We start from the raw sequence: 25862 nt of genomic DNA, 5'->3' as shown, positions 1-25862 counted from the left end.
CCCGGCCCCACCCCGCCGGCCCACCCGCCGCGCACGCCCGCGGGCCCCGCCGCCCCGACGGCCGCCCCGGCGCCCGGGCCGGAGGCCCCGCCGCCCGCGCCGGCCGCGCGCGTCGAGTCCCCCGCCGCGCCGCCGGCCCCGCCGCACCCGGCCGACCGCCTGGAATCACCGCTGCTCCCCGCGCCCGTACCCACGCCGTCCGCGCCATCCAGCGCGCCGCCGCCCGCCCCCGCGCCCGGCCGGTCTCCCGCACCCACCGCGTCCGCCGCGCCCCGACCGCCGTCGGCGCCGACCACACCCGTGGCCCCGGCCCCGCCCCGCCCCGCGACGGCGGCCCGTGCGATGCCCGACCCCGGCGGGCCCGAAGCGCCCCGCGCCCCGGAGGCCGCCGGCGAGCCTGATCGCACCCCGGGCCCCCCGGCCACCACGCCGGCCGCAGCCGACCGGCCCTGGCCGGCAACCGGGGCGGCGGCAGCCCCGGCCGCAGCGACCACGCGCCCACCGGGCCGGGCCGACGCCGCCACGGGCCCACCGACACCCGCCCCACCCACCGCGGGCCCGCTCTTCCCGACCCAGCCGTCCACCCCGCCCACCGGGCAGCAGCCGCCGCGTCCGACCGGCCGACCGGACGTCGGCGTTCCGCCGCGCCCGCCCGAGCCGCCGCGACAGCCCGGACCGTACGGCGCCGCGAACCACCCGCCGGCCACGGCGCCCGGGCGGTCCGGCGGCGCACGCGACGCGGGGCCGGCCGGTGCCGCCGGCGCCGGGACGGCCGCCGCGGCCGATCCCGTCGCCGGCCTCGCGGCCGACCTGCTGGCCCACGGGTCCACCGCCACGACCACGCCCCGCACCGTCCGGCCCCGGCGCGGGCTCGCCCGTCTGGTGACCGCCGCGCTGTGCGCGGTGCTCGGCGTCGGGCTGCTCGCCGGCGCGGTGTTGGGGAGCCTGCTGCGCGAGGGCGGCGGCCCGGCGCGCTCGACCGACGCCTTCCAGCACGCCCGTACGCTGTGGCGCGGCGTGCCCGTCGACACGCTGTTCCCGCGCACGCTGACCGGTCGGGGCGCGGGCCCCGGCGGCGCCGACCGCACCTGGACGCGGATCGCGGTCGCCCCCGACGACGGCTGCGCCGGCGCCTTCGACCCGCTGCTGGCCACCGCGCTGTCCCCGGTGGGCTGCACGCGCCTGCTCCGTGCCACGTACGCGGACGCCACCAGCACCAGCGTCACCACGGTCGGCCTGGTCGTCACGCGCGCCGACGCGGCCGGCATGCGGACCCTGCGGAACCGGTTCGCCACCGAGCGGCTCGGCCAGCGCGCCGACCTGCTGCCCAAGCCGTACCCGGCCGACGGCACCGCGGCCGAGGGCTTCGGCGACGCCCAGCGGGCCAGTTGGCGCATCAGCGTGCCGGCGGACCTCCCGGTGATCGTGTACGCGGTGAGTGGCTTCGCCGACGGCCGCGACGTCCAGCGGCCCGAGCCCGCGGACCGGGCCACCGCGCGCGGGGCGACCACCGACCCGGCCGAGGCGGGCCTCGGGCACGACGCGAAGGGCCTCGCGGCCGGCGTGGAGCGAGCCTTCCGCACGACCCTGAACGCCGCGATGGAGGCCAAGTGACGTTTCGCCCACGCCGGGCCCGCGCCCTCCAGGGGCGCCCCCGCACCGCCCCCCGCCGCCACCACGGGCGGCCCGCCCGACGTCGGGCCCGCTCGCGCCCGCTCGCCGTGCTCGGCGCGCTGGCCTGCCTCACGCTGCTGTCGCCGGCGCCCGTGGCCGAGGCCGACGGCATCCAGTCCCAGGAGTGGGCGCTGGACGCCATCCACGCCCCGGACGCCTGGCAGACGACCAAGGGCGAGGGCGTCACGGTCGCCGTGCTGGACACCGGCGTGGACGGCGACCACCCCGACCTGCGCGGCCAGGTACTCCAGGGCAAGGACATGATCGGCTTCGGTGCCCGGCGCGGCGACCCGTCCTGGGCCCGGCACGGCACCGCGATGGCCGGCATCATCGCCGGCCGTGGCCACGGCACGGGCGGGGACGACGGAGTGGTCGGCGTCGCGCCCGGTGTCAGGATCCTCCCGGTGCGGGTGATCCTCGAAGAGGGCGACCCGGCCCGCAAGCGCGCCCGCAGCGCGCGCGGCGCGGCCCTCGCCGACGGCATCCGCTGGGCCGCCGACCACGGCGCCGACATCATCAACCTCTCGCTCGGTGACGACAGCGAGTCCGCCCACCCGGAGCGCCGCGAGGACGCGGCGGTGCAGTACGCGCTGCGCAAGGGCGCCGTCGTGGTCGCATCGGCCGGCAACGGCGGCGGCGAGGGCGACCGGGCCTCGTACCCGGCCGCCTACCCGGGCGTGATCGCCGTGACCGCCGTGGACCGGTACGGCAGCCGCGCGGCCTTCTCCACCCGCCGCTGGTACGCCACGCTCTGCGCGCCCGGCGTGGACGTCGTCATCGCCGACCCCAACCGCCGCTACTACCAGGGCTGGGGCACCAGCGCCGCGTCGGCCTTCGTCTCCGGCGCCGCCGCGCTGGTCAGGGCCGCGCACCCGGACCTCAGCCCGGTGCAGGTCAAGCGGCTGCTCACGGAGACCGCCCAGGACAGGCCCGAGGGGGGCCGCAACGACGAGCTCGGCGCGGGCATGGTGGACGCCGCCGCCGCGATCAGGGGCGGCAACCGACTGGAGGCCAGGGCCCAGCTCCCGGCGCCCGCCGCCTACCCCGACCGGTACTTCGGCCACGGGCCGCTCCCCGAGCGCGCGGACGGCGCGGACGGCGGACCCAGCCAGCTCGCCCTCACCGCCGGCTTCGCGGGCGCCGCGCTGGTGCTCACGGCGGTGGTCCTGTGGCGCGACCGCCGCCCGCGCGACCCCGGCCGCCCCGGCCCCGGCTGACCGCCCCACGGTCCCGCCTCGGCGCCTCGTCCCGACGCCCGCCCGCGACCAGCGGCGCACCACCGCACGGCCGCGTACCGGGCCCGGGTAGCCTCGACGCGTGGCGCTCAAGAACATCCCAGACCCCGGTTTCTCCGACGACGACGGCTCCGCCGACGAGCGGCTCGCCGCCGCTCTCGCCGCCTGGGCTGACGACCGGGCCGCCGAGCCGCGCGTGCTGAGCGCGCTGGCCGGGGCGCGACTGCTGGTGCCGGTGGTCGCCGTGCTCGGGGAGGTCGAGGAGGCGCCGACCGCGGACGGCGGGGTGCTGCGCCGCGAGAAGACCAGCGACATGGCCGTACCCACGCTGCGGGCGCCCGACGGCCGGCGCGCGCTGCCGGCCTTCACCTCCACCGAGGCGCTGGCCCGCTGGCGCCCCGACGCCAGGCCGGTGGCGGTGCCCCTGCACCAGGCGCTACAGGCCGCCGCGCACGAGAAGGCCGACACCATCGTGCTCGACCTCGCGGGCCCGGTGACCTTCCCGCTGGCCGGCCCCGCGCTGCTGGCCCTGGCCGAGGGGCGGACCAGCACCGACCCGCTGGCCGACCCGGCCGTGGCGCGGGCCCTGCGCACCGTGCTGGCCGCCGAGGCCGGCGTGCTGCGCGCGCACCTCGCCCCGTCGGCCGAGCCCGACGCGGACGGCACCCTGGCGCTGACGCTGGCCGCCGACGCGCCGGCCCGCGAGGTCGCCCAGCGCGTCGCCGAGTCGCTCGCCGGTGACGAGGTGCTGCGCGCCCGGCTGGTACGGGGCCTGCGACTGGCCCTGCTGCCGGCGCACGCCGAGGTCCCGGGCGAACCTCTCTACGTCGCCTAGCCGAACCGCCGCGCCGGACCGTCCCCCCGAGCCGCCGCCCCCAAGAGCCGTACGACCCGCCCCGGTCGCGTCGGGTGACCGGCCACGCCGCGCCGCCAACGGGCGAAATGTCCTAGAACGCCCCACAATGCAACAGGAGCGATTCACGATCATCCACCCAAGGAGAGCGGCATGGACACGAGGCTGGAGACGCGGACCGTCATCTCGGAGTTCGCCGGGACGCTGCTGCTGGTGTTCTTCGCGGTGGGCTCCGCGGTCCTCGCCGCCGACTACATCGGCACCGTGGGCATCGCGCTCACCTTCGGCTTCACCCTGCTCGCGCTCGCCTACGCGCTCGGGCCGATCTCCGGCTGCCACGTCAACCCGGCGGTGACGCTGGGCATGCTGGTGGCCGGCCGCATCTCGCCCCGCACCGCGATCGAGTACTGGATCGCCCAGTTGCTGGGTGGCATCGCGGGGGCGGCCATCCTGTTCCTGCTGGCCAAGCAGGTGCCGGGGCTGAAGACCAGCGGCGCGTTCGGCAGTAACGGCTACGGCGACCGCTCGGCCGTGCACATCAACACCGGCGGCGCCTTCCTGGCCGAGGTGATGCTGACCTTCCTGCTGGTCTTCGTGGTGCTCGCGGTGACCCACAAGGTGGCCGTCGTCGGGTTCGACGGGCTGCCGATCGGCCTGGCGCTGGCCGTGGTCCACCTGGTGGGCATCCCGCTCACGGGGACCTCGGTGAACCCGGCCCGTAGCTTCGGCCCCGCCATCTTCGCGGGCACCGACGCGCTGGCACAGTTCTGGCTCTTCCTGATCGCCCCGCTGGTGGGCGCCGCGCTGGCCGCCGTCTGCCACCAGTTCACCCACCCGCGCTCGGGCGACCTGCTCGACCGTGAGCGCGCCGAGACCTGACGCATCGCGCGCCGGCCGGCCTCCCCGGGGTGACCCGCGCGCGGCCCGCCACCAACGCGCACGGCGCCGTACCGCCACGGGCGTACGGCGCCGCGGCGCGGCCGGGAGGCTCAGCCCCCGAAGACCGGCCCGGTGAACTTCTCGCCCGGCCCCTGGCCCGGCTCGTCCGGAATGACCGACGCCTCGCGGAAGGCCAACTGGAGCGACTTGAGGCCGTCGCGCAGCGGTGCCGCGTGGTACGAGCCGACCTCGGTCGCGCTCGCGGTGACCAGGCCCGCCAACGCGGTGATCAACTTGCGCGCCTCGTCCAGGTCCTTGTGTTCGGGCGCGTCCTCGGCGAGCCCGAGGTTGACCGCGGCGGCGCTCATCAGGTGCACCGCGACCGTCGTGATCACCTCGACGGCGGGCACGTCCGCGATGTCACGGGTCATCGCGTCGAAGTTCGGGTTCGCGCCCTGGTCCTGGTTCGGCTGCTGGGCGTCGGCGTCGCTCATGGTTCTCTCGTCTGTCGGAATCGGTGGTACGTCCGACGCCGTAGGCGTCGACCGGGCGTCGGGCGGGTTCGTACGGCAGGGCGCCGGCGCGCACGCGGGGGATCGCGTACGCGGTCCGTCCCGCGGCGCGCGCCACGGCGGCCGTACGCGCCATGGCCCGGCCAAGTGGTCCGTACGCATCGTACGAGAGGAGTCGGGGCGCCCCTCGCGCCCGCCGCGTGGGGCGGGCGCCGCCGTGGCGCGGTGGGGGGTGTGGGGCGCGGTGGGGCGCGCCCGCGCGGGCCGCGCGCGTGCGGGGCCGCTGGCCGGAGGCCCTCTTGACGGCGTCCGGAGGCGCCCTGGCGGGACTGGTGTAACATTGCACGTGACCGGCTGGGCATCAGTGTGCCCGGCCCACAAGTGGAGGCTCCGACTCTCCCACCTTGCTGGCCCCCGAGGCTGGCGGGTCCCGGTCTGGCAGGGCCCGTCGTTCCGTACGGACGACGTGGAGCTGCCTGATGCGCCCCGCGGTGATCCGCAGCGGTGCTCCCGGATTGTGAGGAGCCCCCCTGTGTCCCGTTCGGGGCGTTTTATGCGTCTCGGCACGGTGGTCACACCGAAAACTGACGTTACGCGGCTGTCCGCCAGGCGGCCGTGTGGTGCAACTGAGGAGGCCCCATCAGCGCCGAGCCCCGCATCAACGACCGGATTCGCGTCCCCGAGGTGCGACTCGTCGGTCCCAGCGGCGAGCAAGTTGGCATCGTTCCGCTTGCCAAGGCCCTGGAGCTTGCGCAGGAGTACGACCTGGACCTGGTCGAGGTCGCGGCGAACGCACGTCCGCCGGTCTGCAAGCTCATGGACTACGGAAAGTTCAAGTACGAGTCGGCCATGAAGGCCCGTGAGGCGCGCAAGAACCAGGCGCACACGGTCATCAAGGAGATGAAGCTCCGGCCGAAGATCGACCCGCACGACTACGACACCAAAAAGGGTCACGTCGTCCGGTTCCTCAAGCAGGGCGACAAGGTCAAGATCACGATCATGTTCCGTGGTCGTGAGCAGTCCCGGCCGGAGCTCGGCTACCGACTGCTCCAGCGGCTCGCGGAGGACGTCCAGGACCTCGGCTTCGTCGAGTCGAACCCGAAGCAGGACGGCCGGAACATGATCATGGTTCTCGGTCCGCACAAGAAGAAGACCGAGGCCATGGCCGAAGCCCGCGAGGCCCAGGCAGCCCGCAAGGCGGAGCGCCAGGGCGTCACCGCGGACGCGCCCGAGCAGTCCGCCGAGGAGCCGGCCGAGGCCTGATCGTGGCGGCCTGAGCCCGAGGCCGCCGCCCCGGGGCCACGCCCCGGAACCCACACTGAACGAGCTGACGCGCCCGCACGCCCGCAACGGCCGCGGGGGCGCCCCGACGAGGAGAGAACGGCGACATGCCGAAGAACAAGACCCACAGTGGTGCCAGCAAGCGCTTCAAGATCACCGGTTCCGGCAAGGTGGTCCGCCAGCGCGCCGGTCGCCGCCACCTTCTCGAGCACAAGTCGTCCACGCTGACGCGCCGCCTCGCGGGAACCGTGGAGCTGGCCCCGGCCGACGCCAAGAAGGTCAAGAAGCTTCTCGGCAAGTGATGTCGGCCCCGCTGCGGCGGGGCTGGCAGAACGGTTCGGGACCCATTCGTTTCCGGGCCGCGTGAGGTAACCGCGGCCCCGTACAAGGAGTTAATCAAGTGGCACGCGTCAAGCGGGCAGTCAACGCCCACAAGAAGCGCCGGGCGATCCTGGAGCAGGCCAGCGGCTACCGGGGCCAGCGCTCGCGCCTGTACCGGAAGGCGAAGGAGCAGGTCACCCACTCCCTCGTCTACAACTACAACGACCGCAAGAAGCGCAAGGGCGACTTCCGGCAGCTCTGGATCCAGCGCATCAACGCCGCCGCCCGTGCCAACGGCATGACGTACAACCGCTTCATCCAGGGTCTGAAGGCCGCCAACGTCGAGGTGGACCGCAAGATCCTGGCCGAGCTCGCGGTCAACGACGCCAACGCGTTCGCGGCGCTCGTCGAGGTGGCCCAGAAGGCGCTGCCCAGCGACGTCAACGCCCCGAAGGCCGCCTGAGCGGTTTTTCAGGCCCGGGCCTAAGCGCCCGCCCCACATCGGACCCGCAGGCGGCGACCGCCTGCGGGTCCGATGTCTTCGCCCCTCCCGTGCCGGCCCAGCGCCAGCGCGGGCCCTTCGCTGGAACCCCCGCACCGGAAGCGAGTACCACCACATGGCGGCCCCCGAGCTGACCTCTCCGCGATCGCCCCGCGTCTTGGCCGCCCGCCGACTGGCCCGCCGCAACGCCCGGGCCAAGGAGCGCAGGTTCCTCGCCGAGGGACCGCAGGCGGTGCGCGAGGCGGTCGTCCGGCACCGCGCCGACGCGGAGGTGGGCCGGGAGGGAACGCTGGTCGAGGTGTTCGCCACCGTCGAGGCCGCCGAGCGGCACGCCGACATCGTCGAGGCCGCCCGTGCCGCGTCCGTGCCGGTGCACACCGCCAGCGACGACGTCGTCGCCGAGATCTCGCAGACGGTCACCCCGCAGGGCCTGGTCGGGGTCTGCCGGTTCCTCGACTCGCCGCTGTCCGACGTGCTGGCCGCCCGCCCCCGGCTGATCGCCGTGCTCGCCCACGTACGCGACCCCGGCAACGCCGGCACGGTGCTGCGCTGCGCGGACGCCGCGGGCGCCGACGCCGTCATCCTCACCGACGCCTCCGTCGACCTGTACAACCCCAAGTCCGTCCGCGCGTCGGTTGGTTCGCTCTTCCACCTGCCCGTCACCGTCGGCGTGCCCATCGAGCGGGTGGTGAGCGGGCTGCACGAGGCGGGCGTACGGGTGCTCGCCGCGGACGGGGCGGGCCAGCGGGACCTGGACGCGGAGCTGGACGCCGGGCGCATGAGCGGCCCCACCGCCTGGGTCTTCGGCAACGAGGCGTGGGGGCTGCCGGAGGAGACCCGCGCGCTGGCCGACGAGGTCGTGCGGGTGCCCATCCACGGCAAGGCCGAGAGCCTGAACCTGGCGACCGCCGCCGCCGTGTGCCTGTACGCCTCCGCGCGCGCCCAGCGCGCCCGCTCGTAGCGACGGAGGGGCTCCGCTGCGTCACCTCGACCTAGTAGGGTTGCGGCCCTGGGGCCCGAGAGGGGGTGCGGGGATTGGACGTCAGGGTTTCCGGCGCGACAGCGGCCACCTCGCATGCGCCAGGACAGTGCCCGCCCGGCGAGATCGACGCGTGGACGGGTGAGGCGTCCGCCGTCGGACTGCACCCCGACGACCTGCCGGACGGCCTCGTGGTCGCCGACGAGCGCGGCCGGGTGACCTGCTTCAACGCCGCGGCGGCCCGTATCACGGCCACGCCCGCCGCCGAGGCCATCGGCCACCAGCTCGACCAGGTGCTGCCCCTGGAGGACCTGGAGGGGCGCCGCTGGTGGGCGCTGACCGACCCGTACGGCGGGTTGGCCACCCGGATCGGCCAGCCGGAGCGCAACCTGCTGCTGCCCGGCGGGCGCGAGGTCCTGGTCGCCGCGCGGTACGTGCGGGTGCGCCCCACCGGTCCGCTGCGCCGCCTCGTGGTCACCCTGCGCGGCACCGAGGCCAGGCGCCGTACCGAGCGCAGCCACGCCGAGCTGATCGCCACCGTCGCGCACGAGCTGCGCTCGCCGCTGACCTCCGTGAAGGGGTTCACGGCCACGCTGCTGGCGAAGTGGGAGAGGTTCACCGACGACCAGAAGCGGCTGATGCTGGAGACGGTGGACGCCGACGCCAACCGGGTCACCCGGTTGATAGCCGAACTGCTGGACATCTCCCGCATCGACTCCGGGCGGCTCGAGGTGCGCCGCCAGTGCGTGGACATGGCCGCCGCCGTGCGCCGTCACGTGCAGGCGCACACCACGGCCGGCCAGCGCCCCGACCTGTTCCTCATCAAGGTCGTGGAGCCGCTGCCGGACCTGTGGGCCGATCCGGACAAGGTCGACCAGGTGCTGGGCAACCTGCTGGAAAACGCGGTGCGGCACGGCGAGGGAACCGTCACCATCGAGGTGACCCCCACCGTCGTCACCGCCCAGCCAGAAGGGTCAGCCGTGGACTCCGCAGCCCAGCCGAGCACCGCCGTCACCATCAGCGACGAGGGCTCCGGCATCCCCGAGGAGTCCATGGGGCGCGTTTTCACCCGCTTCTGGCGCGGCAGCAAGCGCGGCGGTACCGGGCTCGGGCTCTACATCGTCAAGGGCATCGTCGAGGCGCACGGCGGGACCATCACGGTCGGCCGCTCCAGGGCCGGCGGCGCCGAGTTCCGATTTACCCTGCCCGTGGGGGCCCCGGCCCATCTGGCCTGACCACCGTCGGGCGGTGGCCCGGCGACCCCTACGGGCTCGGACGAGTACACACGCCCCGTAGACTCGACCTTTGGCACCTTTGGCACCACCATCGTCGGCTGAGCCACACGTGCTCGGCATCCGGACGAGATCGAGGCGCCGAGGCGGGGCGAAGCCAGCAGCCAATCGGAAGCACGGGAAGAGATGTCGGCACCCAACAAGTCCTTTGACCCGGTAGAGGTCGAGGCACTGAAACCGGAAGAGATCGCCCGGATGCGGGACGAGGCACTGGCCGCGTTCGCCGCGGCCGGGGACCTCGCGGCCCTGCACGAGGCGAAGATCGCGCACACCGGCGACCGCTCGCCGCTGGCCCTGGCCAACCGCGAGATCGGCGCGCTGCCGCCGCAGGCCAAGGCGGACGCGGGCAAGCGCGTCGGCGGGGCCCGTGGCGAGGTGTCGCGGGCGCTCAAGGCGCGGCAGGAGGAGTTGGAGGCGGAGCGCGACGCGCGCGTGCTGGTCGAGGAGGCGGTGGACGTCACGCTGCCCACCGACCGGTTCACGCCCGGCGCCCGGCACCCGCTGACGACCCTCTCCGAGCGCATCGAGGACGTCTTCGTCGCGATGGGCTACGAGGTGGCCGAGGGGCCCGAGGTCGAGGCGGAGTGGTTCAACTTCGACGCGCTCAACTTCACGCCCGACCACCCGGCGCGCGCCATGCAGGACACCTTCTTCGTGCGCGCCACCGACGGCGGGGGAGCGGCCGGGCAGGACGCCGAGCAGGACGCGGAGTCCGGCATCGTGCTGCGGACCCACACCTCGCCGGTCCAGGTGCGCTCGATGCTCGACCGCGAGCCGCCCATCTACGTGGTGTGCCCGGGCCGCGTCTACCGCACGGACGAACTCGACGCCACCCACACCCCCGTCTTCCACCAGGTGGAGCTGCTGGCCATCGACGAGGGTCTGACGATGGCCGACCTCAAGGGCACCCTGGACCACATGGTCGGCGCCCTGTTCGGCGCCGGCGTGCGCACTCGGTTGCGGCCGAACTACTTCCCGTTCACCGAGCCGTCCGCCGAGATGGACATGCAGTGCTACGTGTGCCACGGCGAGTCGGTCGGCAACCCGGACCGGCCCTGCCGCACCTGCTCCTCGGAGGGCTGGATCGAGCTGGGCGGCTGCGGCATGGTCAACCCGCGCGTGCTGGTCGCCTGCGGCATCGACCCGGAGAAGTACAGCGGCTTCGCCTTCGGGTTCGGCATCGAGCGGATGCTGATGTTCCGCCACAACGTCGAGGACATGCGAGACATGGTCGAGGGTGACGTGCGCTTCACCCGGCCGTTCGGGATGGAGATCTGATGCGAATCCCGCTTTCCTGGCTGCGGGAGTACGTGGACCTGCCAGCCGGTGAGACCGGCCGTGACGTGCAGGCCAAGCTCGTCGCCGCCGGTCTCGAGGTGGAGACCGTCGAGCAGCTCGGCGCCGGGCTCACCGGCCCGCTCGTCGTCGGCAGGGTGCTCGCCGTCGAGGTGCTCGAAGGCTTCAAGAAGCCCATCCGCTACTGCCAGGTCGACGTCGGCCAGGCCAACGGGACGGGCGAGCCGCAGAACATCATCTGCGGTGCCAGCAACTTCGCGGTCGGCGACAAGGTCGTCGTCGTGCTGCCCGGTGCCGAACTGCCCGGCGGCTTCAAGATCTCCGCGCGCAAGACATACGGCCACGTCTCCGAGGGCATGATCTGCTCCGCCAGCGAGCTGGGCATGTCCGACGACCACGACGGCATCATCGTGCTGCCGCCCGAGCACGAGGTGGGCACCGACGCCATCGAACTGCTCGAGCTGCGGGACGAGGTGCTCGACATCGCGGTCACGCCCGACCGCGGCTACTGCCTGTCGCTGCGCGGCGTCGCCCGCGAGACCGCCACCGCCTACGGGCTGCCGCTGCGCGACCCGGCCCTGCTGGACGTGCCGGCGCCCAACGGCTACGGCTACCCGGTGAGCGTGAGCGACCCGGCGGGCTGCGACCGGTTCACCGCGCGCACCGTCGTCGGCCTCTCGCCCGAGGCGCGTTCGCCGATCTGGCTCCAGCGCCGGCTGCAGAAGGCCGGCATGCGGCCCATCTCGCTGACCGTGGACGTCGCCAACTACGTGATGCTCGAACTCGGCCAGCCGCTCCACACCTACGACCGGTCCCGGGTCAGCGGCACCATCGGCGTCCGGCGGGCCACGCCGGGCGAGAAGCTCACCACGCTGGAGGGCGTCAAGCGGGTCCTGGACGCCGAGGACCTGGTGATCACCGACGACAACGGGCCGATCGGCCTCGCCGGGGTCATGGGCGGCGCCAACACCGAGATCGCCGACATCGCCCAGGACCCGACCTCCGGCGAGAGCGTCGGCACCACCGACGTGGTGATCGAGGCCGCGCACTTCGACGCCGTCTCCATCGCCCGCACCGCCCGCCGTCACAAGATCTCGTCGGAGGCGTCCCGGCGCTTCGAGCGGGGCGTTGACCCGGAGGCGACCTCCGCCGCCGCGCAGCGCGCCGTCGACCTGCTCGTACTGCTCGCCGGCGGCACGGCCGAGGCCGGCGTCACCGAGGTCACCGCGCCCAGCGGACCGCGCACCATCACGATGTCCGCCGACCACCCGGACCGGGTCGCCGGCGTCGCCTACGGGCGCGAGACCGTCGTCCGGCGCCTCCAGGAGGTCGGCTGCGACGTCTACGGGCAGGACGAGCTGGTGGTCACCGTCCCGAGCTGGCGGCCGGACCTGAGCGCCCCCAACGACCTCGCCGAGGAGGTCATCCGCCTGGAGGGGTACGCCAACCTGCCCGCCACGCTGCCCCAGCCGCCCGCTGGGCGTGGCCTGACCGAGCGTCAGCGGCTGCACCGCCGGGTCGGCCGGGCGCTGGCCGGGGCCGGCTACACCGAGGCGCCCAACTACCCGTTCACCAGCGAGGAGATCCTCGACCAGCTCGGGTTGGACTCCGACGACCCGCGGCGCGCGACCGTACGCCTGGCCAACCCGCTCTCGGACACCGAGCCGGTGCTGCGCACCACGCTGCTGCCGGGGCTGCTGGGCGCGCTGCGCCGCAACGACGGCCGTGGCGAGCACGACCTCGCGCTGTTCGAGACCGGCCTGGTCTTCCGCGCGGCGGCGACCCCCGACGAGGTGGCCGTGGCCGCCGTGCGGCTGCCGGTGGACCGTCGGCCCAGCGACGCGGAGATCGCCGCGCTGAACACGGCCCTGCCGCGGCAGCCGCGCCGCGCCGCGGTCGTGCTGGCCGGCACGCGTGAGCGCGCGGGCTGGTGGGGCAAGGGCCGCCCGGCGGACTGGAGCGACGCCATCGAGGCCGGGCGCGCGGTCGCCCGACAGGCGGGCGTCGAGCTGATCGTCCGCCAGGACCAGCAGGCCCCCTGGCACCCCGGCCGCTGCGCCGCGCTGCTGGCCGTCGTGGACGGCCAGGAGGTGCTGGTCGGCAACGCGGGCGAACTGCACCCCCGGGTGATCAAGACGCTCGGCCTGCCGGAGCGCACCAGCGCGATGGAGATCGAGCTCGACCGCCTGGAGCGGGCGACGCCGGGGCCCGTACAGGCGCCGCACGTGTCCACCTTCCCGGTGGCCACCCGTGACGTCGCCCTGATCGTCGACGCCTCGGTGCCGGCCGCCGACGTGGAGGCGGCGCTGCGGGAGGGCGCCGGCGCACTGCTCGAATCGGTGCGGCTGTTCGACCAATTCACCGGCGAGCAGCTCGGCGCGGGCAAGAAGTCGCTGGCCTACGCGCTGCGGCTGCGGGCGAGCGACCGCACGCTGACCGCGGACGAGGCGTCGGCGGCCCGGGACGCGGCGGTCGCCACCGCCGTCGAGCGCACCGGGGCGGTGCTGCGCGGAGCCTGATCCGCGACCGGGCGCCGACGGCGCCCCGGAACCACACCAGGGGCGTGCCCCGCGCATCACGCGCGGGGCACGCCCTTCGTGCGCCACAGGGGCGCCCGGCCGGCGGGCCGACAGCTCAGGGGCGCACGGGGTGGCGAGCGCGCCGTGGCCGCGACCGTATCGCGCGACCCGGCGACCGCGCGGGAGGCGGAGACGTTCGACTCTCGGGCGCGTGTGCACCAGGGCGACGCGGTGTTCGAGGTGTCCTCACCCGAAGGAGTGAGAAGGACACCTTAAGTAGTCAACGCCGTGTGGATGGTCGCCACAATCGTCCCGGTCGCGCAGTCCCCGCCACTCGAAGGTCAGGGGCCGCCCGACCGCCTCAATGGGCAGCTAAGGGGGCCGGTGGATGATCGGAACCAAGGCGGTGGGCGCGACGCGATCGGCGCCGGCGGGAGGCCCGCGGCTGCTCGTGACCGTACTGCCGGGCCTGTGGGTGCTCGCGGTGCTGATCCTGGAGTTGACCGTTCCACCCGGGCTGCGCCTCGAACCGCTGCTGGCCGCCGCCCCCGCGCTGGCCCTCGCCCTGGGCGGCGAGTGCAAGCGGGTGCTCCTCGGCGGCGCCTGCGCACTCCTCGCCCTGGTGCCGATGGCGAGGTTCGGGCCGCGAGATCCGTCGAGCGCGCCCCTGGGCACCTGCTGCTCGATCCTCATCGTGCTCGTCGCCTGCGGGCTGGCCAACCGGCGCAGACAGCGCCTGGTGCGCGAGTTGCACCGCACCCGGGGCGTGGCCGTCGCCGCCCAGCAGACCCTGCTGCGCCCGCTGCCGCACCGGCTTGACCACCTCGCCCTGGCGGGCGGACAGTTGTCCGCCAGCCGGGACGCGGTGGTCGGCGGCGACCTGTACGAGGCGGTGGCCACTCCGTACGGGGTGCGGATCGTCATCGGCGACGTACGCGGGCACGGGCTGGCCGCGCTCGACACCGTCGCCGCCGTACTCGGCAGCTTCCGGGAGGCCGCCCACGACGAGGTGGAACTCGCCGGCGTCCTACGGCGCCTGGAGCGCACCCTGCGGCGGCACCTGCGCGAGCGCACGACGGCGTCCGCGGCGTCCACGGCGTCCACGGCGACCGGGCGCCCCGGTGCCGGGCACCCGGTCGCCGAGGAGTTCGTGACCGTGCTCCTGCTCGAAGTGCGGCCCTCGGGCGAGGTGATGGCGCTCAACTGCGGCCACCCGTGGCCGTTCCTGCTGGTGGGCCAGGGCCTTGGCGGCCCGGTCGGCCCCCGGCGGCCGGGGCCGCACGGGACCGGACGGCGCGTGCTGCCGCACCGGCCGTCGCTGCCCCGGGTGCGGCAACTGGCGCCGGGCGAGAGCATGCCGCCGCTCGGCCTGTTCCCGCTGCCCGACCTGCCGGCGCCCACCCGCTGCGTGCTGCTGCTCCCCGGGGAGGCGCTGGTGCTCTACACCGACGGAGCCGAGGACGCCCGCAACGCCGCGGGCGACTTCTTCCCGCTGGCCTGGGCGCTGACGGAGGCCGCGCGCGGCGGGCCGGTGCACCCGCAGGCCGTCGTCGACCGGGTACGCGGCGCGCTGCTGCGGCACACCGGCGGGCGGCTCGGCGACGACGCGGCGCTCCTCGTCCTGCGCAACGACCGCAGCCGGGTGCCCGCCCAACTGTCCGTGCCGGTGCCGCTCACCAGTGACGCGCGGCTCTCCTAGCGGCGGCCGGGGAGCGCGTGGCGGGCGAGGGGCCGGGCGCGCTCCGGTGCCGCCGGGGCGGCCCGGCACCCACGGCTCCGCGGTCGCCCGGGCGGCGCCGCAGGTCAGGGCCGGGTGACCGGGGCGCGAGCGGCGGCGGCCCGTGACCGTACGCGAAGTTCACACCCCGTGTGCGCGCGACCCCGTTACGCTGAAGTGACCGGAGGCATCGGGAGGGCGGCATGGAGCCCAACACACTGCTCGACGCCGTGCTGGACGAGGCAGGCATCTCGCACGCGGCACTGGCGGCACACGTCAACGAGGCGGGCCGGGCGCGCGGCATGGAGCTGCGCTACGAACACACCGCCGTGGCCCGCTGGTTGAAGGGGCAGCGCCCCCGGGGGCAGGTGCCCGACCTGATCTGCGAGGTGCTCGGCGAGCGGCTGCACCGCGCGCTGACCCTCGACGCCATCGGCCTCGGCACCCCCGGCAGCGCGCGCGGGGCCGGCACGCCGCTGTCCGGCTTCGTGGAGCGCGCCACCGCGCTGTGGCGCTCGGACGAACAGCAGCGCCCCCACATCGTGCGGGCCCCCGCCGTCACCGGCACCCCCGCGGTCATCCCCGTATGGGAGTGGGAGAACCCGCCGGAGGACGCGGACGTCTCGCGGGAGGGCATGACCCGGGTCAGCATGCGCGACATCACCATGCTCCGCTCGGCCCGCGCCCACTACGAGCAGATGTACCGCAAGGCGGGCGGCGTGGCGACCCGCGCCCGCGTCGTCGGCTTCCTGATCTCCGAGGCCGCGCCGCTGCTGCGGGGCAGCTACCCGGACGCGACGGGACGGCAACTCCACCGCGCCACCGGTGGACTCGTCGCCGTCGCGGGCATCTGCGCGTACGACTCCGACGCGCACGGGCTCGCCCAGCGCTACTTCCACCAGGCCCTGCGGCTCGCCAAGGCCAGCGGCGACCGCGGCCTCGGCGCCTACGTCATCGCGCTGTTGGTCAACCAGTCGCTGCACATGCGCGAACACCGGCAGGCGGTCGCCTTCGCCGAATCGGCGCTGCGCGCCGCCGGCCCCCGTATCACCCCCGCCCTCGCGGCCGACCTGTACGCCATGCAGGCCAAGGCGTACGCCCGGCTCGGCGATGGCGCGGGGGCGCTGTCCTGCATCCGGCGCGCGGAGAGCGCCGCCGAGCGCATCCGTCCCGGACAGGAGCCCGACGAGACCGGCTACGTACAGCCGGGCTTGGTGAACGTGCAGGTCGCCGAGGCGCTGTTGAACCTCGGTGACCTGGACGCGGCCCGCGAACACGCCACGGCCGCCGTGGACACTCCCGCGCACGACCGGGGCCGGGTACACCGGCTGGCGATGCTCACGCATATCGAGTTGCGCCAGGGGGACGCGGATCGGGCGGGGGCGACCGCGGTGGAAATGGCACAGCGGGCGCGCGGAATGGAATCGCAGCGCTTACGGGACCGGCTCCGCGCGGTGCGCGAGCATCTCGTCGAGAGCGGATGCGCCGCGACCTCCGAGGCCGCCGAACTGATCGACGGGGCACTGCGCGTTCCGCTGTGAGGCACACGGGGCTGCTCCCGCCGAGTCGCTGCCCTCGACCCCCGGCGGAAGGTGGCAGACCGTGCGATGGAAGAACCTCAGCGAGCAGACGGTGTACGAGAACCGTTGGTTCCGCGTGAACCTGGCGGACGTCGAACTCCCCGATGGGCACCACCTCGACCACTATCTGATCCGACTGCGGCCCGTGGCCGTGGCCACGGTGGTCAACGAGGCGAACGAGGTGCTGCTGCTGTGGCGGCACCGGTTCATCACGGACACCTGGGGCTGGGAGCTGCCCGCCGGCGTGGTCGAGGACGGCGAGGCCGTCGCCGAGGCCGCGGCCCGCGAAATGGAGGAGGAGACCGGCTGGCGGCCCGGCCCGCTGCGCCACCTGCTCTCCGTCGAGCCCTCCAACGGCCTGTCGGACGCCCGGCACCACATCTACTGGGCCGAGGACGCCGACTACGTGGGCCCGCCCGAGGACGCCTTCGAGTCCGATCGTCGCGAGTGGGTCCCGCTCAAGCTCGTCCCGGACATCGTGGCCAGGGGCGAGGTGCCGGCCGCCAACATGGCGGCGGCGCTCCTGCTGCTGCACCACATACGCCTGGGATGAGTCGCCCTGCTCTTGCTTGTCCTGGCTTGACCTGACCTGACCTGACCTGGCCTGACCCGGGGCGGGGCCGTCGCGCGTTCGTCGCGGCGGTCCCGCCCCGGGCCGGCCGGGTCGACGCGAGGCGCCGACGCCGGGCGGGCCGATGCCCGGCGTCGGCGCCCGGTCAGCGGCCGGCGGCCTGCCAGACCGCGACGGCCAGCGCCCCCACCCCCGTGAGCGCCGCCAGGGAGGGCAGCGGCCAGCGGCCGTGCTCCAACACCCGTACGCGCTCCGTCACTTTCGTCACGTCCCGGTCGTGTTGCGCGCTGCGCTGAGCCAGCAGGGCGAGTTGCCCGTCGATGCGGGCGACTCCGACGTCGAGGTTGCGACGGATTTCCGCGAGCTCCGCGGCTACCACGGCTTGCTCGGGCTCGGTGGTCACGCCTGATCCCCTTCCACATGTGTGTCCGTGCGGTTACCAACGCACCGAGCGAACCACGGTTGCGGGCCGTGCGGGAGCGTGTGCAGGCGGTGTGCGCGGGTTGGCAGCGCACACCCCGTGCGAATGACGTTCCGTGACCGGTCGGGCCGGCCCGTTCGATGGCGACCAGGGACGCACCGGGGCCGCGCCGTCGGCCACGCCCGGTGACCGCTGCGTACGGTGACCGGAGGGCGCGCGTGCCGGCCACCCCGGGGCGGGCCGCGCACGGGGCCGTACGGGCGCCGCCGAGCCCGCGTGGCGGCGGGCCTGACAACGCTGCCGCGGACGCGGGGCCGGGCCCGCGGCCGACTCCGCTTGTCGGCCGCCCCGACCTGCGGGGGCGACGAGCGGCGCGGGGCCCGGGGGCGAGCGGGCCCCGCGCGCCGAACCGTCCGCGCCGCCAGCGCGGGCCCGGGCCGCACGGGCCGGACGCGAGGGCCCGCTGCGCGCCCCGGCGGCCCGGCGCACGGCGTCCGCTCAGAACGGGGCCGGCGTTCGCAACCGCCACACGCCCGGGCGCACCTCCACGCCGCTGGGGCGCGCCCGACGCGCCGTCGGAGCGTCCGTGCGCCCCCGTGGCCGTCCGGCGCGCAGGGCGCGCAGCGCGCGGCGGGCGTAGTCCTCCAGGCGCCGATCGCGGAGTGCCTCGGCCAACTCCAGACACTCGTCCAACGAGCGCCGCGCCGCGCCCGGGTCGCCGGTCTCCAGGGCGACCAGGGCCAGCGCGCGCAGCGCCTCGTACCGGCCGCGGGTGTCCATCGGCGTGTTCGCCACCGCGAGGGCCGAGGTGAGCAGCCGGGTCGCGTCGGCCACCTGCCCGGTGTCCAGGCTGAGTTCGGCCAGCGCGACCAGGGTGCGGCCGTACTCGCGGGAGTCGGCGACCTCCCATGCCGCGAGTCGGGCCTGCCGGTAGTGCTCGCGCGCCAGCGCGAGGCGGCGCCGCTGCCAGTGCAGGTCGCCCAGGGAGCGCAACAGTCGGGCGGTGGCGCGGCGGTCGCCGCAGCGGCGGGCCGCGTCCAGCGCGAGGGCGTGCGTGGCCTGCCAGTCGTCCCAGGCGGCCAGCGCCTCCAGGCCGGCGCTCAGACTGTCGGCCAACCGGATCGTGGGCCGCCACAGCCGGGCCGCGTGCGCCGCGGTGACGACCGCCACCAGCCGGCCCCGCTCGGCCGCGAACCAGTCCAGCGGGTGGGGGCCCACGGCCTCGACGTACCAGGAGCGGCCGTCGGCGACCGGTTCGGCCGGGGGCCACGAGCGCGGGTCGCCGAGCCCGGCGCGGGACGCTCCGGTCGCGCTCGGCGGGGTGGCCGCACCCGTCGGGCCGGCCGGCGCGCGGGTGACGGGCAGGTGGGCCGGGTACGTGGGGGCGCGGCGCGGGCCGGCCGGCCACGGGACGTCGGCCGCCGGGCCGGTGGAGGCGGCGGCGCTTTGGCGCGGACCGGTCGCGAGGCCGCACCCACTCAACGCGAGCCCACAGCCCATGGTCTCCGCGCGCTCCGCGCGTTCCGCCGGGCCGCCCGCCCCGGAACCGCCGCCGACCCCGCGCCAGGCCCCGTGGCCGGGGTGGGCCGCGGACTCCGGCCCCGTCGCCCATGTCGCGGGCGCGGCTCCGGGCCACGGAGCGCCGGTGTCACCGTCGGGCGGCGCGCCGCCACGGTGGTACACGCCCTCGTCGTCCCGCCGCCCGGGGGCGAAGAGGGCGTCGGCGTACGAGGCCGCGTCCGCGTACGCCGCGCACATCCGACGCGTCGCCTCCCGCACCGTCGCGGGGGACTCGGCGGCCAGCGACTCGACGGCGAGCAGCCGCCACAGCGCGTGCAGTCGGTACCGGTCGGGCCCGGCGCCGTCGGCCCTGGCGACCTCCACCAGCCGCGCGTCGACCAGCGCCTCCAACAGCCGCTGGGCCTCGCGCGCGGCGACGCCGAGCACGGCCGCCGCGAGCCACGGCCCGAACGCGCCCGGCGGTACGAGGCCGAGCAGCCGAAACGCCCGCCGCTCGGGGGCCGGCGCCTCGCGGTAGGCGGCGCGGAGCGACGCGCGGACATCGACGTCGCCCGCGGTCAGCCCGGACAGCCGGGTGCCCTCGTCGGCCAGCCGGTCGGCGAGCGTGGCGACCGTCCAGTGCGGCCGAGCGACCAACTGCGCGGCGGCGACCCGCAGGGCGAGCGGCAGCCCGCCGCACCACTCCACGACGCGGGCCACCGCCTCCGGCTCGTCCACCGGGCGGGCCAGGATCGCGGCGGCCTCGAACATGGCGACCGCCTCGGCGCGGTCGGGCGCGGACAGCACGATGGGGCGCATGCCGCGCAACCCGGCGAGCAGGCGCCGGCTGGTCAGCAGCGTCACGCTGCCCGGGCCGGTCGGCAGCAGCGGGCGCACCTGCGCCTCGCTGGCCGCGTTGTCCACGACCAGCAGCGTGCGCCGGCCGGCGAACAGGCGCTGCACCAGGTCGGTCAGCTCCTGCGGATCGGTGGGCAGCGGCCCCGGCACCCCCGCCCGCCGCACCAGCCGCCCCATCGCCTCGGCGGCCGAGAGCGGGCCCCGGCCCGGCGGGCACAGGTCGAGGAAGACCGGCCCGTCCGCGAAGGCGTCCGCGGCGCGGTGCGCCGCCTCCACGGCCAGCGCGGTCTTGCCGACACCGGCCGGGCCGGCGATGGCGACGCAGCCACCGGCCGGCGCGCACCGCACCAGCCGCTCCACCTCGGCGAGCGCCGCGGCGCGCCCGGTGAACGCCGGGTCGGCCGCCGGCAGGCAGGCCGCGAGCCGCCCGGGCCGCGGCGCGCTCGGCGGCGGCGCCAGGGCGCGGTCGGGGGCCATCAACTCCTGGTCGGCGGCGAGGACGCGGTGGTGCAGCCGCTGCAACGGCGGCCCGGGCTCCGTACCGAGTTCGTCGATCAGGGCCTCGCGCAGCCGCGCGTACACCCGCAGCGCCTCGCTCTGCCGCTCGGTACGGAACAGCGCGAGCATCAGGTGGGCGTGCAACTCCTCGCGCAGCGGGTGCTCGGCCACCAGGGACCGCAGCTCGCCGACGAGTTCGTGGTGGCGGCCCAACTGGAGGTCGGCGCGGACGCGTTGCTCAAGGGCGGAGACGCGCACCTCGGCCGCCCAGGCGGCGGCCCCGCCGAGCAGCGCGCCGTGCGGGGTGTCCGCGAGCAGCGGCCCGCGCCACAGCGCCAGCGCCCGCCGGTGCAGGTCGGCGGCTGCCGCGTGGTCCCCGCGCTCCAGTGCCGCGCGCCCCCGGTCGTGCAACTCCTCGAAGTCGGCGAGGTCGAGCTGCCCGGGCCGCGGGTGCAGCACGTAGCCGGGGCTGCGGGTCACGAGCGCGTCGCGTCCGCCGTCCGGATCGGCCGCCTGTAGGGTCTTGCGGAGGTGGGAGACGTAGACCTGGATGGTGGCGGTGGGGGTGCGCGGCGGACTGCCGCCCCACAGTTCATCGGCCAGGGTGTCGACGGACACCACCCGGTCGGCCCGCACCAGCAGACTGGCCAGCACGACGCGCGGCTTCGCGGCCCGCGGTGTCAGCACCCGCTCCTCGGGCGGCTCGCCCGTCACTTCCATCGGGCCCAGTATCCGGAACCTCATCCCGCCCCGTGTTTCCGCCCGCCCGGCCGACCGGTTCAGCGGGCCAGCCAGTGACATGGTCAGTCCGGGCAGCGTCCCCGTACCCGGACCGCTTCACCATAGGTGCCGGGCCCGGCCCCGCGTGAGGTGGGCCGCCCCCTAAGCGGCCCTTAAGTCGCCGGACCTAAGTGCTTCTTAAGCCGGTGCGCCGACCATCGGAGCCCATCGGCGCGGCCGGGTGCCCGCCGCCGTCCGTCGTGCCCCGTCAGCGGGAGGGATCGCGTTGCCCAAGCCGTCGCGCGCCCCCGGGCGTCGCCGCGCGGACCGGCGAAGAGCCCGTCCCTGACCTCGCGTTGTTCCCGGCCACCGCGAACGGCGGCGTTGCCCCGGGAACGATTCCGGCCCGGCGGTCATCCTTGTCGGCGTATCCGTACGCTGTGGCGACCCGCTCGTCTGCCATCTCACCCTTGGAGGACTGCCATGACGGCCGCCGAGAGCCCGAGACCGGGACCGCCGCTTGGCCCGCCCATAGAGGTCGTCGGCCAGGACACCGGATGGGACCGGGCGCGCGCCGAACTCCTGACCCGTGGCGCGGTGTTGCTGCACGCCCGACAGGCCGACTGGTACCCGGGGGCGGCCTCCGAGGCCGAGCTGCGCACCCTGCTCGGGGACGACTGGTCCTGCTACCTCGCGCTGGCCCACCCGGACCTGCGGATGGAGTACGCGGCCTCGCGCATGCTGCTGCGGTACGCGGCGCGGACGGTCGTACACGGCGGCGCGAGCAGCAGCGAACTCGGCTACGGGCCCACCGGCCGCCCCTACCTCCGTGGTTGCGACAAGGTCGACATCAGCCTCAGCCACGCGGACGGCGTGATGGTCGTGGGGCTGACCACGCGCGGGTTGATCGGCGTGGACGTCGAGCGCACCGACCGGCAGGTGTACGGCAAGGGCTTCGGCCGGCACATCTGCACCCCCTACGAACTGGTGTCGCTGGCCAACCTGCCGGAGTACGAGCGCAACAGCAGCCTGATCCGGCTGTGGACGCTGAAGGAGGCGTACAGCAAGGCCATGGGACAGGCGATGAAGTTCCGGTTCACGGAGGTCGGCTTCGCCCCGGACGGCGGGCCGGTGCGGGTGCGGCGCCCGGACGGCAGCCTCGGCGGCAACCACGAGTGGGCCTTCAGCTCCGTCGTGCTGGACAGCGGGCACCGGGTGAGCGCCGCGGTCTTCGACGCCGCGGCGGCGAAGGAGCTGAGTCACGCCGAGTTCGGCACCCCGCGCAGTACGGCCGACGGCGACTGTTTCGCCTAGCCCGCCCGGCCGGCGGCCGATGCGCCCGCTGGTCGGGCGCGGTCAGAAGTCCTGCAGGACCGTCGACGTGGCCTCCGCGACGCGCCGCCCGTACTGGGTCAGGGTCACCGTGACCGGCACCGATGGCCGCTGCTGCGCGTCCCGGCCGAGCGGCCCGGGAACGGCCGTGCAGGTGAGGGGAAGGCCGGGCTCGGCGCGCGCCCGGAAGAGGACCCGCGAGGTGGCCATGGTCGCGCGCGACGGCGTCAGCCCGTACGTCCGGCCGGCCGCCAGCAGCGCCGTCTGCCGCATCGCCTCAAGGAGCAGCATGCCCGACAGGTGGTCCCCGCCCTCGGCGGCGAACACCCGGTGGTAGGTGCTGGCCAGGAGTTGGGTGACGAAGCGGCCGTACGGCGCGGCCTCGGCCGGCTCGCTCACCACCACGTTGGCCGGGCTGCCGCGGCCCACCTCCGGCGCCGCGGCGGGACGCTGGGGGGCTCCGTACGCGTCGCCGCCCTCGCGCTCCTCGGGGGAGGGGACCGCCGGCCGGGGCGGGGGAGCGTACTGGAGTGGCGGGTCGGGCGGCAGGAAGGCGAGGCTGGCGGTGCCGGTGGCGCACTCGACGTCGTCCAGGCTCAGTTCGCTGCGCAGCTCGACCCCGCGCGGCACGCCGCGCACCACCTCGGTCGGGCGGGCCCGGACGCGCACCGTCAGGTCGGCCTGCTCGGGGCGGGCCCGCCAGGCGGCGAGGTGGGTGATGCGCAGGTGCAGCCGGGCGAAGACCGCGTGCTGTTCGGCGGGCAGGCCGAAGAACTGGTGCCCGATGAACTCGCCCACCTGGCGGGCCATCTCCGCGGTGCCCTGGATGTCGTGGAAGTGGCCCGGGCCGTCGTTGAAGAGCGGGTGCCCGAGCGGCGTCCGGGAGACGAGGACGAAGTGTTCCTCGCCGGTGCACGGGGCGTCCAGGAGGTAGTGCTCCGACGACCGTGGCCGGTGGATGAGGTGGCTGGTCGCGCCCTCGGCGGCGAGCTCGCCCGGAGAGGCGGCGGCGTCGCTACGCATGACACCCCCGGGGGCCCGAGGCCGGACCGCTCGCGTACGGGCGGGCCCGCGACCGCCGGCCACGGTGCCGGGCCAGCGCCGACGCCACGGGCGCCGCCCCGATCCGGGCCCGCCGCCCCCGGTCCGTACGGCCCGCGCCCCGCGTGGTCACACCGTGTCCTGCGGGTACGAGAGCAGCTTGGACAGCGCGGCGTTGGCGCCGGCCTGGAAGCGGCTGGTGGCCTCCAACTCCTCCATGATCTCGGCGATGTGACGTCGGCAGGTCCGCACCGACATGCCGAGCCGCCTGGCCACCATCTCGTCCTTGTAGCCCTCCGCCATCAGCCGCACGATGGACCGCTTGAGGTCGTCGGTCACCGGGTCGGACTCGACGCTGCCCAGGTGGAAGGGGGTCGCCCCGCGCCACAGGTGCTCGAAGACCGAGCAGAGGAAGGCCACGAGCGTCGGCTCGCGCACGATGGCCGCGCCCGGTTCGCGCCCCACGGGCCTGTGCTCGGGCAGGAAGACGACCTCGCGGTCGTAAATGATCATTCGGTCGATGACTTCCTCGCTGGTACGCAGCTCGCCGCCGTGCTCGATCAACTCCCGGACGAACGCCCGGGTCGCCAGGTCGGAGCGCGCGGTGTGCTGGTAGACGGTGCGCATGCGCACCCCGCGGTCGAGTATCCCGAGCGAGACCTTGCGGGCCGCGGTGAGGATGTGGGCCGGCCGGGCGCCGCCCGGCTGCACGGTGAGCACCTCGCTGCGACAGCGTTCGCTCAGCTCGTCGAGGAGCGACTGCACGGTGGCGACGTCCGAGACGACGTCGAACGCCTCCATGCGATTGCGTTCGCGACGGCCGTCGTAGTAGGCGGGGGTGAGCGACAGCATCTGGGCCCGCACCTCGGTGACGGCGTGCTGGAGGTCGCGGATCTGGTTCTCGGCCGACCCCACCAGCTCCACGGCCGCCGCGTCGGGGCTCACCGGGACGAGCAGTTCGGCGTCGCCCGGGGTGGGGTGCAGCAGACACAGCAGGCTCAGCACCCGCTCGATGCGGGTGGCCTCATCGGTCGATATGCGTAGCTGTTGGGCGATCTCGTGCCGGTTGAAGCGGCCCAACTGCACGGCCAACCGGTATGCCGTCGCGCTCACGTCGTCCAGCTCCGCGAATGGCGGGTCGGAACCGATGGTTGCCGACATCCCCGAGCTTCCCCCCTCTTCCCTGCTCTTGCTGCCTTGCAACTTTAAGACATCGGGTTTTTCTTGGAAATGCTTCGAAGCCTTGGGAGCGGCGTTGCCGCCGCTCGACACGCGTGTACTGCCCATCACGGTACGTGCCGTACACGCCAGAGCAACGTCAAAGCTTCCTCCCGGAGGGAAAAGGAAACTGTCCCGCGCTAATCTTGTGACCGTCAAGGTCTGTCGGTGGTTGGCGCCTTGCGCCGCACGGTGTATGGCTGGCCTTGGCTCTTGCCCCGGTTCCGAGCGGAGGAATGAACGTGAGTGGCACCACTTCGACCTACCCAACGACCTCGATGATCTTGCAGGCGATCCGCCGCGACCCCATCTGGGCCGGCTGAGCCGGAGTTTAAGCACGTCAGAGCGGCGTCTCTGACGAGAGAAGGCGACCGCGCGGCGGTCGGATGGCGGGTCCTCGCCTCGGTTGGCGAGGGCCCGCCTGGCGTGTGTCGGTGTTACTCGACAGTTGCTCCCTAAGGCTTCACGCAAGGTGACCCGGGGGCCGCGGGGGCGATCGTTACGGGGTGTAACGCCGGGGGGTTTGGTGGAGGTGTGGCGGAGAACTGATAGAGCCGCGGAAAGCGGAAGTCCTCTCCTGGCGATCTCCTTACCCATGTGAAAGGCAATTCCTTTGTGTTGTGTCGATTATTTGTGCACTGTATAGGGAGTAATTGGCCGCGCGCATCTCGCTCCGGGTGGGCCCGGAGTGGTCCGCCGATGGAAAGCGGGCGGGAAAAGGCGTAGATGATCTCTTGAGTCCGGCTAAAGCGGAATTCTCCCCTCAGTGGACGCGGTCGGCCGCATTCCCGGCCGTACGGCTGATTGCGGGGGCGGGACTTGGTCATTCCTTGGTGCGGACTTGGCGGGCGCTTGGGGGAGGTATTTGCTGCCCGCTGCCACGGCCGGCGCGCTGTGCGCGGCGCCGCGTGGCGGGCCGCGTGCCGGCGGCGGGGGCGGCTGGCGTGGTGGTGGGCGGGAGCGGCGCACCGCGCCCCGGGGAGCGCGCGGCGCGTGGTGCGGGGTCGGGCGCCGGGGGTGCGTACCGCGGCGGAACGCCCGGGCGCTGGGCGGGAAAAGCGCG

General features: G+C 75.0%; 20 protein-coding genes. 15 read left to right on the top strand and 5 right to left on the bottom strand.

Annotated elements, in window-relative coordinates; all coding sequences use genetic code 11:
* Positions 1-342: 342 nt before the first annotated feature.
* The 4 genes from AC3CHW_RS04850 (at position 343) to AC3CHW_RS04835 (ending at position 4641) form a co-directional block, all read left to right on the top strand.
* The gene (locus tag AC3CHW_RS04850) at positions 343-1614 is read left to right on the top strand and encodes a hypothetical protein (RefSeq protein ID WP_488469665.1); all 1272 of its coding nucleotides are present in this window, start codon (positions 343-345) and stop codon (positions 1612-1614) included.
* A gap of 107 nt (positions 1615-1721) precedes the next feature.
* On the top strand, positions 1722-2891 hold the full coding sequence (gene mycP, locus AC3CHW_RS04845) for a type VII secretion-associated serine protease mycosin (RefSeq protein ID WP_488470964.1): 1170 nt from the start codon (positions 1722-1724) through the stop codon (positions 2889-2891).
* 100 nt (positions 2892-2991) lie between these two features.
* On the top strand, positions 2992-3744 hold the full coding sequence (locus AC3CHW_RS04840) for an SseB family protein (RefSeq protein WP_398610977.1): 753 nt from the start codon (positions 2992-2994) through the stop codon (positions 3742-3744).
* Positions 3745-3915: 171 nt separating this feature from the next.
* On the top strand, positions 3916-4641 hold the full coding sequence (locus AC3CHW_RS04835; RefSeq protein ID WP_398610978.1) for an MIP family channel protein: 726 nt from the start codon (positions 3916-3918) through the stop codon (positions 4639-4641).
* Positions 4642-4751: 110 nt separating this feature from the next.
* Here AC3CHW_RS04835 and AC3CHW_RS04830 read toward each other — a convergent pair whose 3' ends face one another.
* On the bottom strand, positions 4752-5135 hold the full coding sequence (locus tag AC3CHW_RS04830) for a DUF1844 domain-containing protein (protein WP_398610979.1): 384 nt from the start codon (positions 5133-5135) through the stop codon (positions 4752-4754).
* A 657-nt stretch (positions 5136-5792) separates the two neighbouring features.
* On the opposite strand from AC3CHW_RS04830, the gene infC reads away from it, so the two are divergent.
* The 10 genes from infC (at position 5793) to AC3CHW_RS04780 (ending at position 17193) form a co-directional block, all read left to right on the top strand.
* On the top strand, positions 5793-6416 hold the full coding sequence (gene infC / locus AC3CHW_RS04825) for a translation initiation factor IF-3 (protein WP_232544703.1): 624 nt from the start codon (positions 5793-5795) through the stop codon (positions 6414-6416).
* Positions 6417-6541: 125 nt separating this feature from the next.
* A complete protein-coding gene (gene rpmI / locus AC3CHW_RS04820; protein WP_176164893.1) occupies positions 6542-6736 on the top strand; it encodes a 50S ribosomal protein L35 in 195 nt (64 codons plus the stop codon).
* Between the two features lie 98 nt (positions 6737-6834).
* Positions 6835-7218, top strand: coding sequence for a 50S ribosomal protein L20 (gene rplT, locus AC3CHW_RS04815; RefSeq protein ID WP_030381833.1), 384 nt, complete (start codon positions 6835-6837; stop codon positions 7216-7218).
* A gap of 154 nt (positions 7219-7372) precedes the next feature.
* Positions 7373-8218, top strand: a complete 846-nt coding sequence (locus AC3CHW_RS04810) for a TrmH family RNA methyltransferase (protein ID WP_488469664.1) — start codon at positions 7373-7375, stop codon at positions 8216-8218.
* A 74-nt stretch (positions 8219-8292) separates the two neighbouring features.
* Complete coding sequence (locus AC3CHW_RS04805) at positions 8293-9471, top strand: sensor histidine kinase (RefSeq protein WP_488469663.1); 1179 nt, start codon at positions 8293-8295, stop codon at positions 9469-9471.
* 183 nt (positions 9472-9654) lie between these two features.
* The gene (pheS, locus tag AC3CHW_RS04800) at positions 9655-10806 is read left to right on the top strand and encodes a phenylalanine--tRNA ligase subunit alpha (RefSeq protein ID WP_398610981.1); all 1152 of its coding nucleotides are present in this window, start codon (positions 9655-9657) and stop codon (positions 10804-10806) included.
* A complete protein-coding gene (gene pheT / locus AC3CHW_RS04795) occupies positions 10806-13343 on the top strand; it encodes a phenylalanine--tRNA ligase subunit beta (RefSeq protein ID WP_488469662.1) in 2538 nt (845 codons plus the stop codon). The genes pheS and pheT overlap by 1 nt, the downstream gene beginning before the upstream one ends.
* Before the next feature lie 388 nt (positions 13344-13731).
* Positions 13732-15042, top strand: a complete 1311-nt coding sequence (locus AC3CHW_RS04790; RefSeq protein WP_488469661.1) for a PP2C family protein-serine/threonine phosphatase — start codon at positions 13732-13734, stop codon at positions 15040-15042.
* Positions 15043-15263: 221 nt separating this feature from the next.
* Positions 15264-16601, top strand: coding sequence for an NsdA family TPR-like regulatory protein (locus AC3CHW_RS04785; protein ID WP_187086435.1), 1338 nt, complete (start codon positions 15264-15266; stop codon positions 16599-16601).
* A 61-nt stretch (positions 16602-16662) separates the two neighbouring features.
* Positions 16663-17193 (top strand): NUDIX domain-containing protein, encoded by a 531-nt coding sequence (locus tag AC3CHW_RS04780; RefSeq protein ID WP_398610984.1) that lies wholly within the window; start codon positions 16663-16665, stop codon positions 17191-17193.
* A gap of 163 nt (positions 17194-17356) precedes the next feature.
* Here the strand turns inward: AC3CHW_RS04780 and AC3CHW_RS04775 are convergent, their stop codons facing one another.
* Both AC3CHW_RS04775 and AC3CHW_RS04770 read right to left on the bottom strand, forming a co-directional pair.
* Positions 17357-17614, bottom strand: a complete 258-nt coding sequence (locus tag AC3CHW_RS04775) for a hypothetical protein (protein ID WP_176164901.1) — start codon at positions 17612-17614, stop codon at positions 17357-17359.
* A 516-nt stretch (positions 17615-18130) separates the two neighbouring features.
* Complete coding sequence (locus tag AC3CHW_RS04770) at positions 18131-21208, bottom strand: AfsR/SARP family transcriptional regulator (protein WP_488469660.1); 3078 nt, start codon at positions 21206-21208, stop codon at positions 18131-18133.
* A 483-nt stretch (positions 21209-21691) separates the two neighbouring features.
* Between AC3CHW_RS04770 and AC3CHW_RS04765 the strand changes: the two genes are divergently transcribed.
* Positions 21692-22522, top strand: a complete 831-nt coding sequence (locus AC3CHW_RS04765; RefSeq protein ID WP_488469659.1) for a 4'-phosphopantetheinyl transferase family protein — start codon at positions 21692-21694, stop codon at positions 22520-22522.
* Between the two features lie 42 nt (positions 22523-22564).
* On the opposite strand, the gene AC3CHW_RS04760 is transcribed toward AC3CHW_RS04765, so the two are convergent.
* On the bottom strand, positions 22565-23563 hold the full coding sequence (locus AC3CHW_RS04760) for an AfsA-related hotdog domain-containing protein (protein ID WP_488469658.1): 999 nt from the start codon (positions 23561-23563) through the stop codon (positions 22565-22567).
* Positions 23564-23710: 147 nt separating this feature from the next.
* On the bottom strand, positions 23711-24742 hold the full coding sequence (locus tag AC3CHW_RS04755; RefSeq protein WP_488469657.1) for a LuxR C-terminal-related transcriptional regulator: 1032 nt from the start codon (positions 24740-24742) through the stop codon (positions 23711-23713).
* Positions 24743-25862: the final 1120 nt, after the last annotated feature.

The organism is Streptomyces sp. MGP-BFMKR1 (assembly GCF_057766585.1).
Note: the sequence above shows the minus strand (reverse complement) of the source record. Positions and strands in the feature narration are given on the sequence as shown.

What these genes read in the sequence shown, in the direction of transcription:
- AC3CHW_RS04850 (WP_488469665.1), top strand. Translation starts at nt 343, where the DNA reads ATGCCCGACCCCGGCGGGCCCGAAGCGCCCCGCGCCCCGGAGGCCGCC.
- AC3CHW_RS04835 (WP_398610978.1), top strand. Translation starts at nt 3,916, where the DNA reads ATGGACACGAGGCTGGAGACGCGGACCGTCATCTCGGAGTTCGCCGGG.
- AC3CHW_RS04830 (WP_398610979.1), bottom strand. Translation starts at nt 5,135, where the DNA reads ATGAGCGACGCCGACGCCCAGCAGCCGAACCAGGACCAGGGCGCGAAC.
- rpmI (WP_176164893.1), top strand. Translation starts at nt 6,542, where the DNA reads ATGCCGAAGAACAAGACCCACAGTGGTGCCAGCAAGCGCTTCAAGATC.
- AC3CHW_RS04810 (WP_488469664.1), top strand. Translation starts at nt 7,373, where the DNA reads ATGGCGGCCCCCGAGCTGACCTCTCCGCGATCGCCCCGCGTCTTGGCC.
- pheS (WP_398610981.1), top strand. Translation starts at nt 9,655, where the DNA reads ATGTCGGCACCCAACAAGTCCTTTGACCCGGTAGAGGTCGAGGCACTG.
- pheT (WP_488469662.1), top strand. Translation starts at nt 10,806, where the DNA reads ATGCGAATCCCGCTTTCCTGGCTGCGGGAGTACGTGGACCTGCCAGCC.
- AC3CHW_RS04790 (WP_488469661.1), top strand. Translation starts at nt 13,732, where the DNA reads ATGATCGGAACCAAGGCGGTGGGCGCGACGCGATCGGCGCCGGCGGGA.
- AC3CHW_RS04785 (WP_187086435.1), top strand. Translation starts at nt 15,264, where the DNA reads ATGGAGCCCAACACACTGCTCGACGCCGTGCTGGACGAGGCAGGCATC.
- AC3CHW_RS04770 (WP_488469660.1), bottom strand. Translation starts at nt 21,208, where the DNA reads ATGGAAGTGACGGGCGAGCCGCCCGAGGAGCGGGTGCTGACACCGCGG.
- AC3CHW_RS04765 (WP_488469659.1), top strand. Translation starts at nt 21,692, where the DNA reads ATGACGGCCGCCGAGAGCCCGAGACCGGGACCGCCGCTTGGCCCGCCC.
- AC3CHW_RS04760 (WP_488469658.1), bottom strand. Translation starts at nt 23,563, where the DNA reads ATGCGTAGCGACGCCGCCGCCTCTCCGGGCGAGCTCGCCGCCGAGGGC.
- AC3CHW_RS04755 (WP_488469657.1), bottom strand. Translation starts at nt 24,742, where the DNA reads ATGTCGGCAACCATCGGTTCCGACCCGCCATTCGCGGAGCTGGACGAC.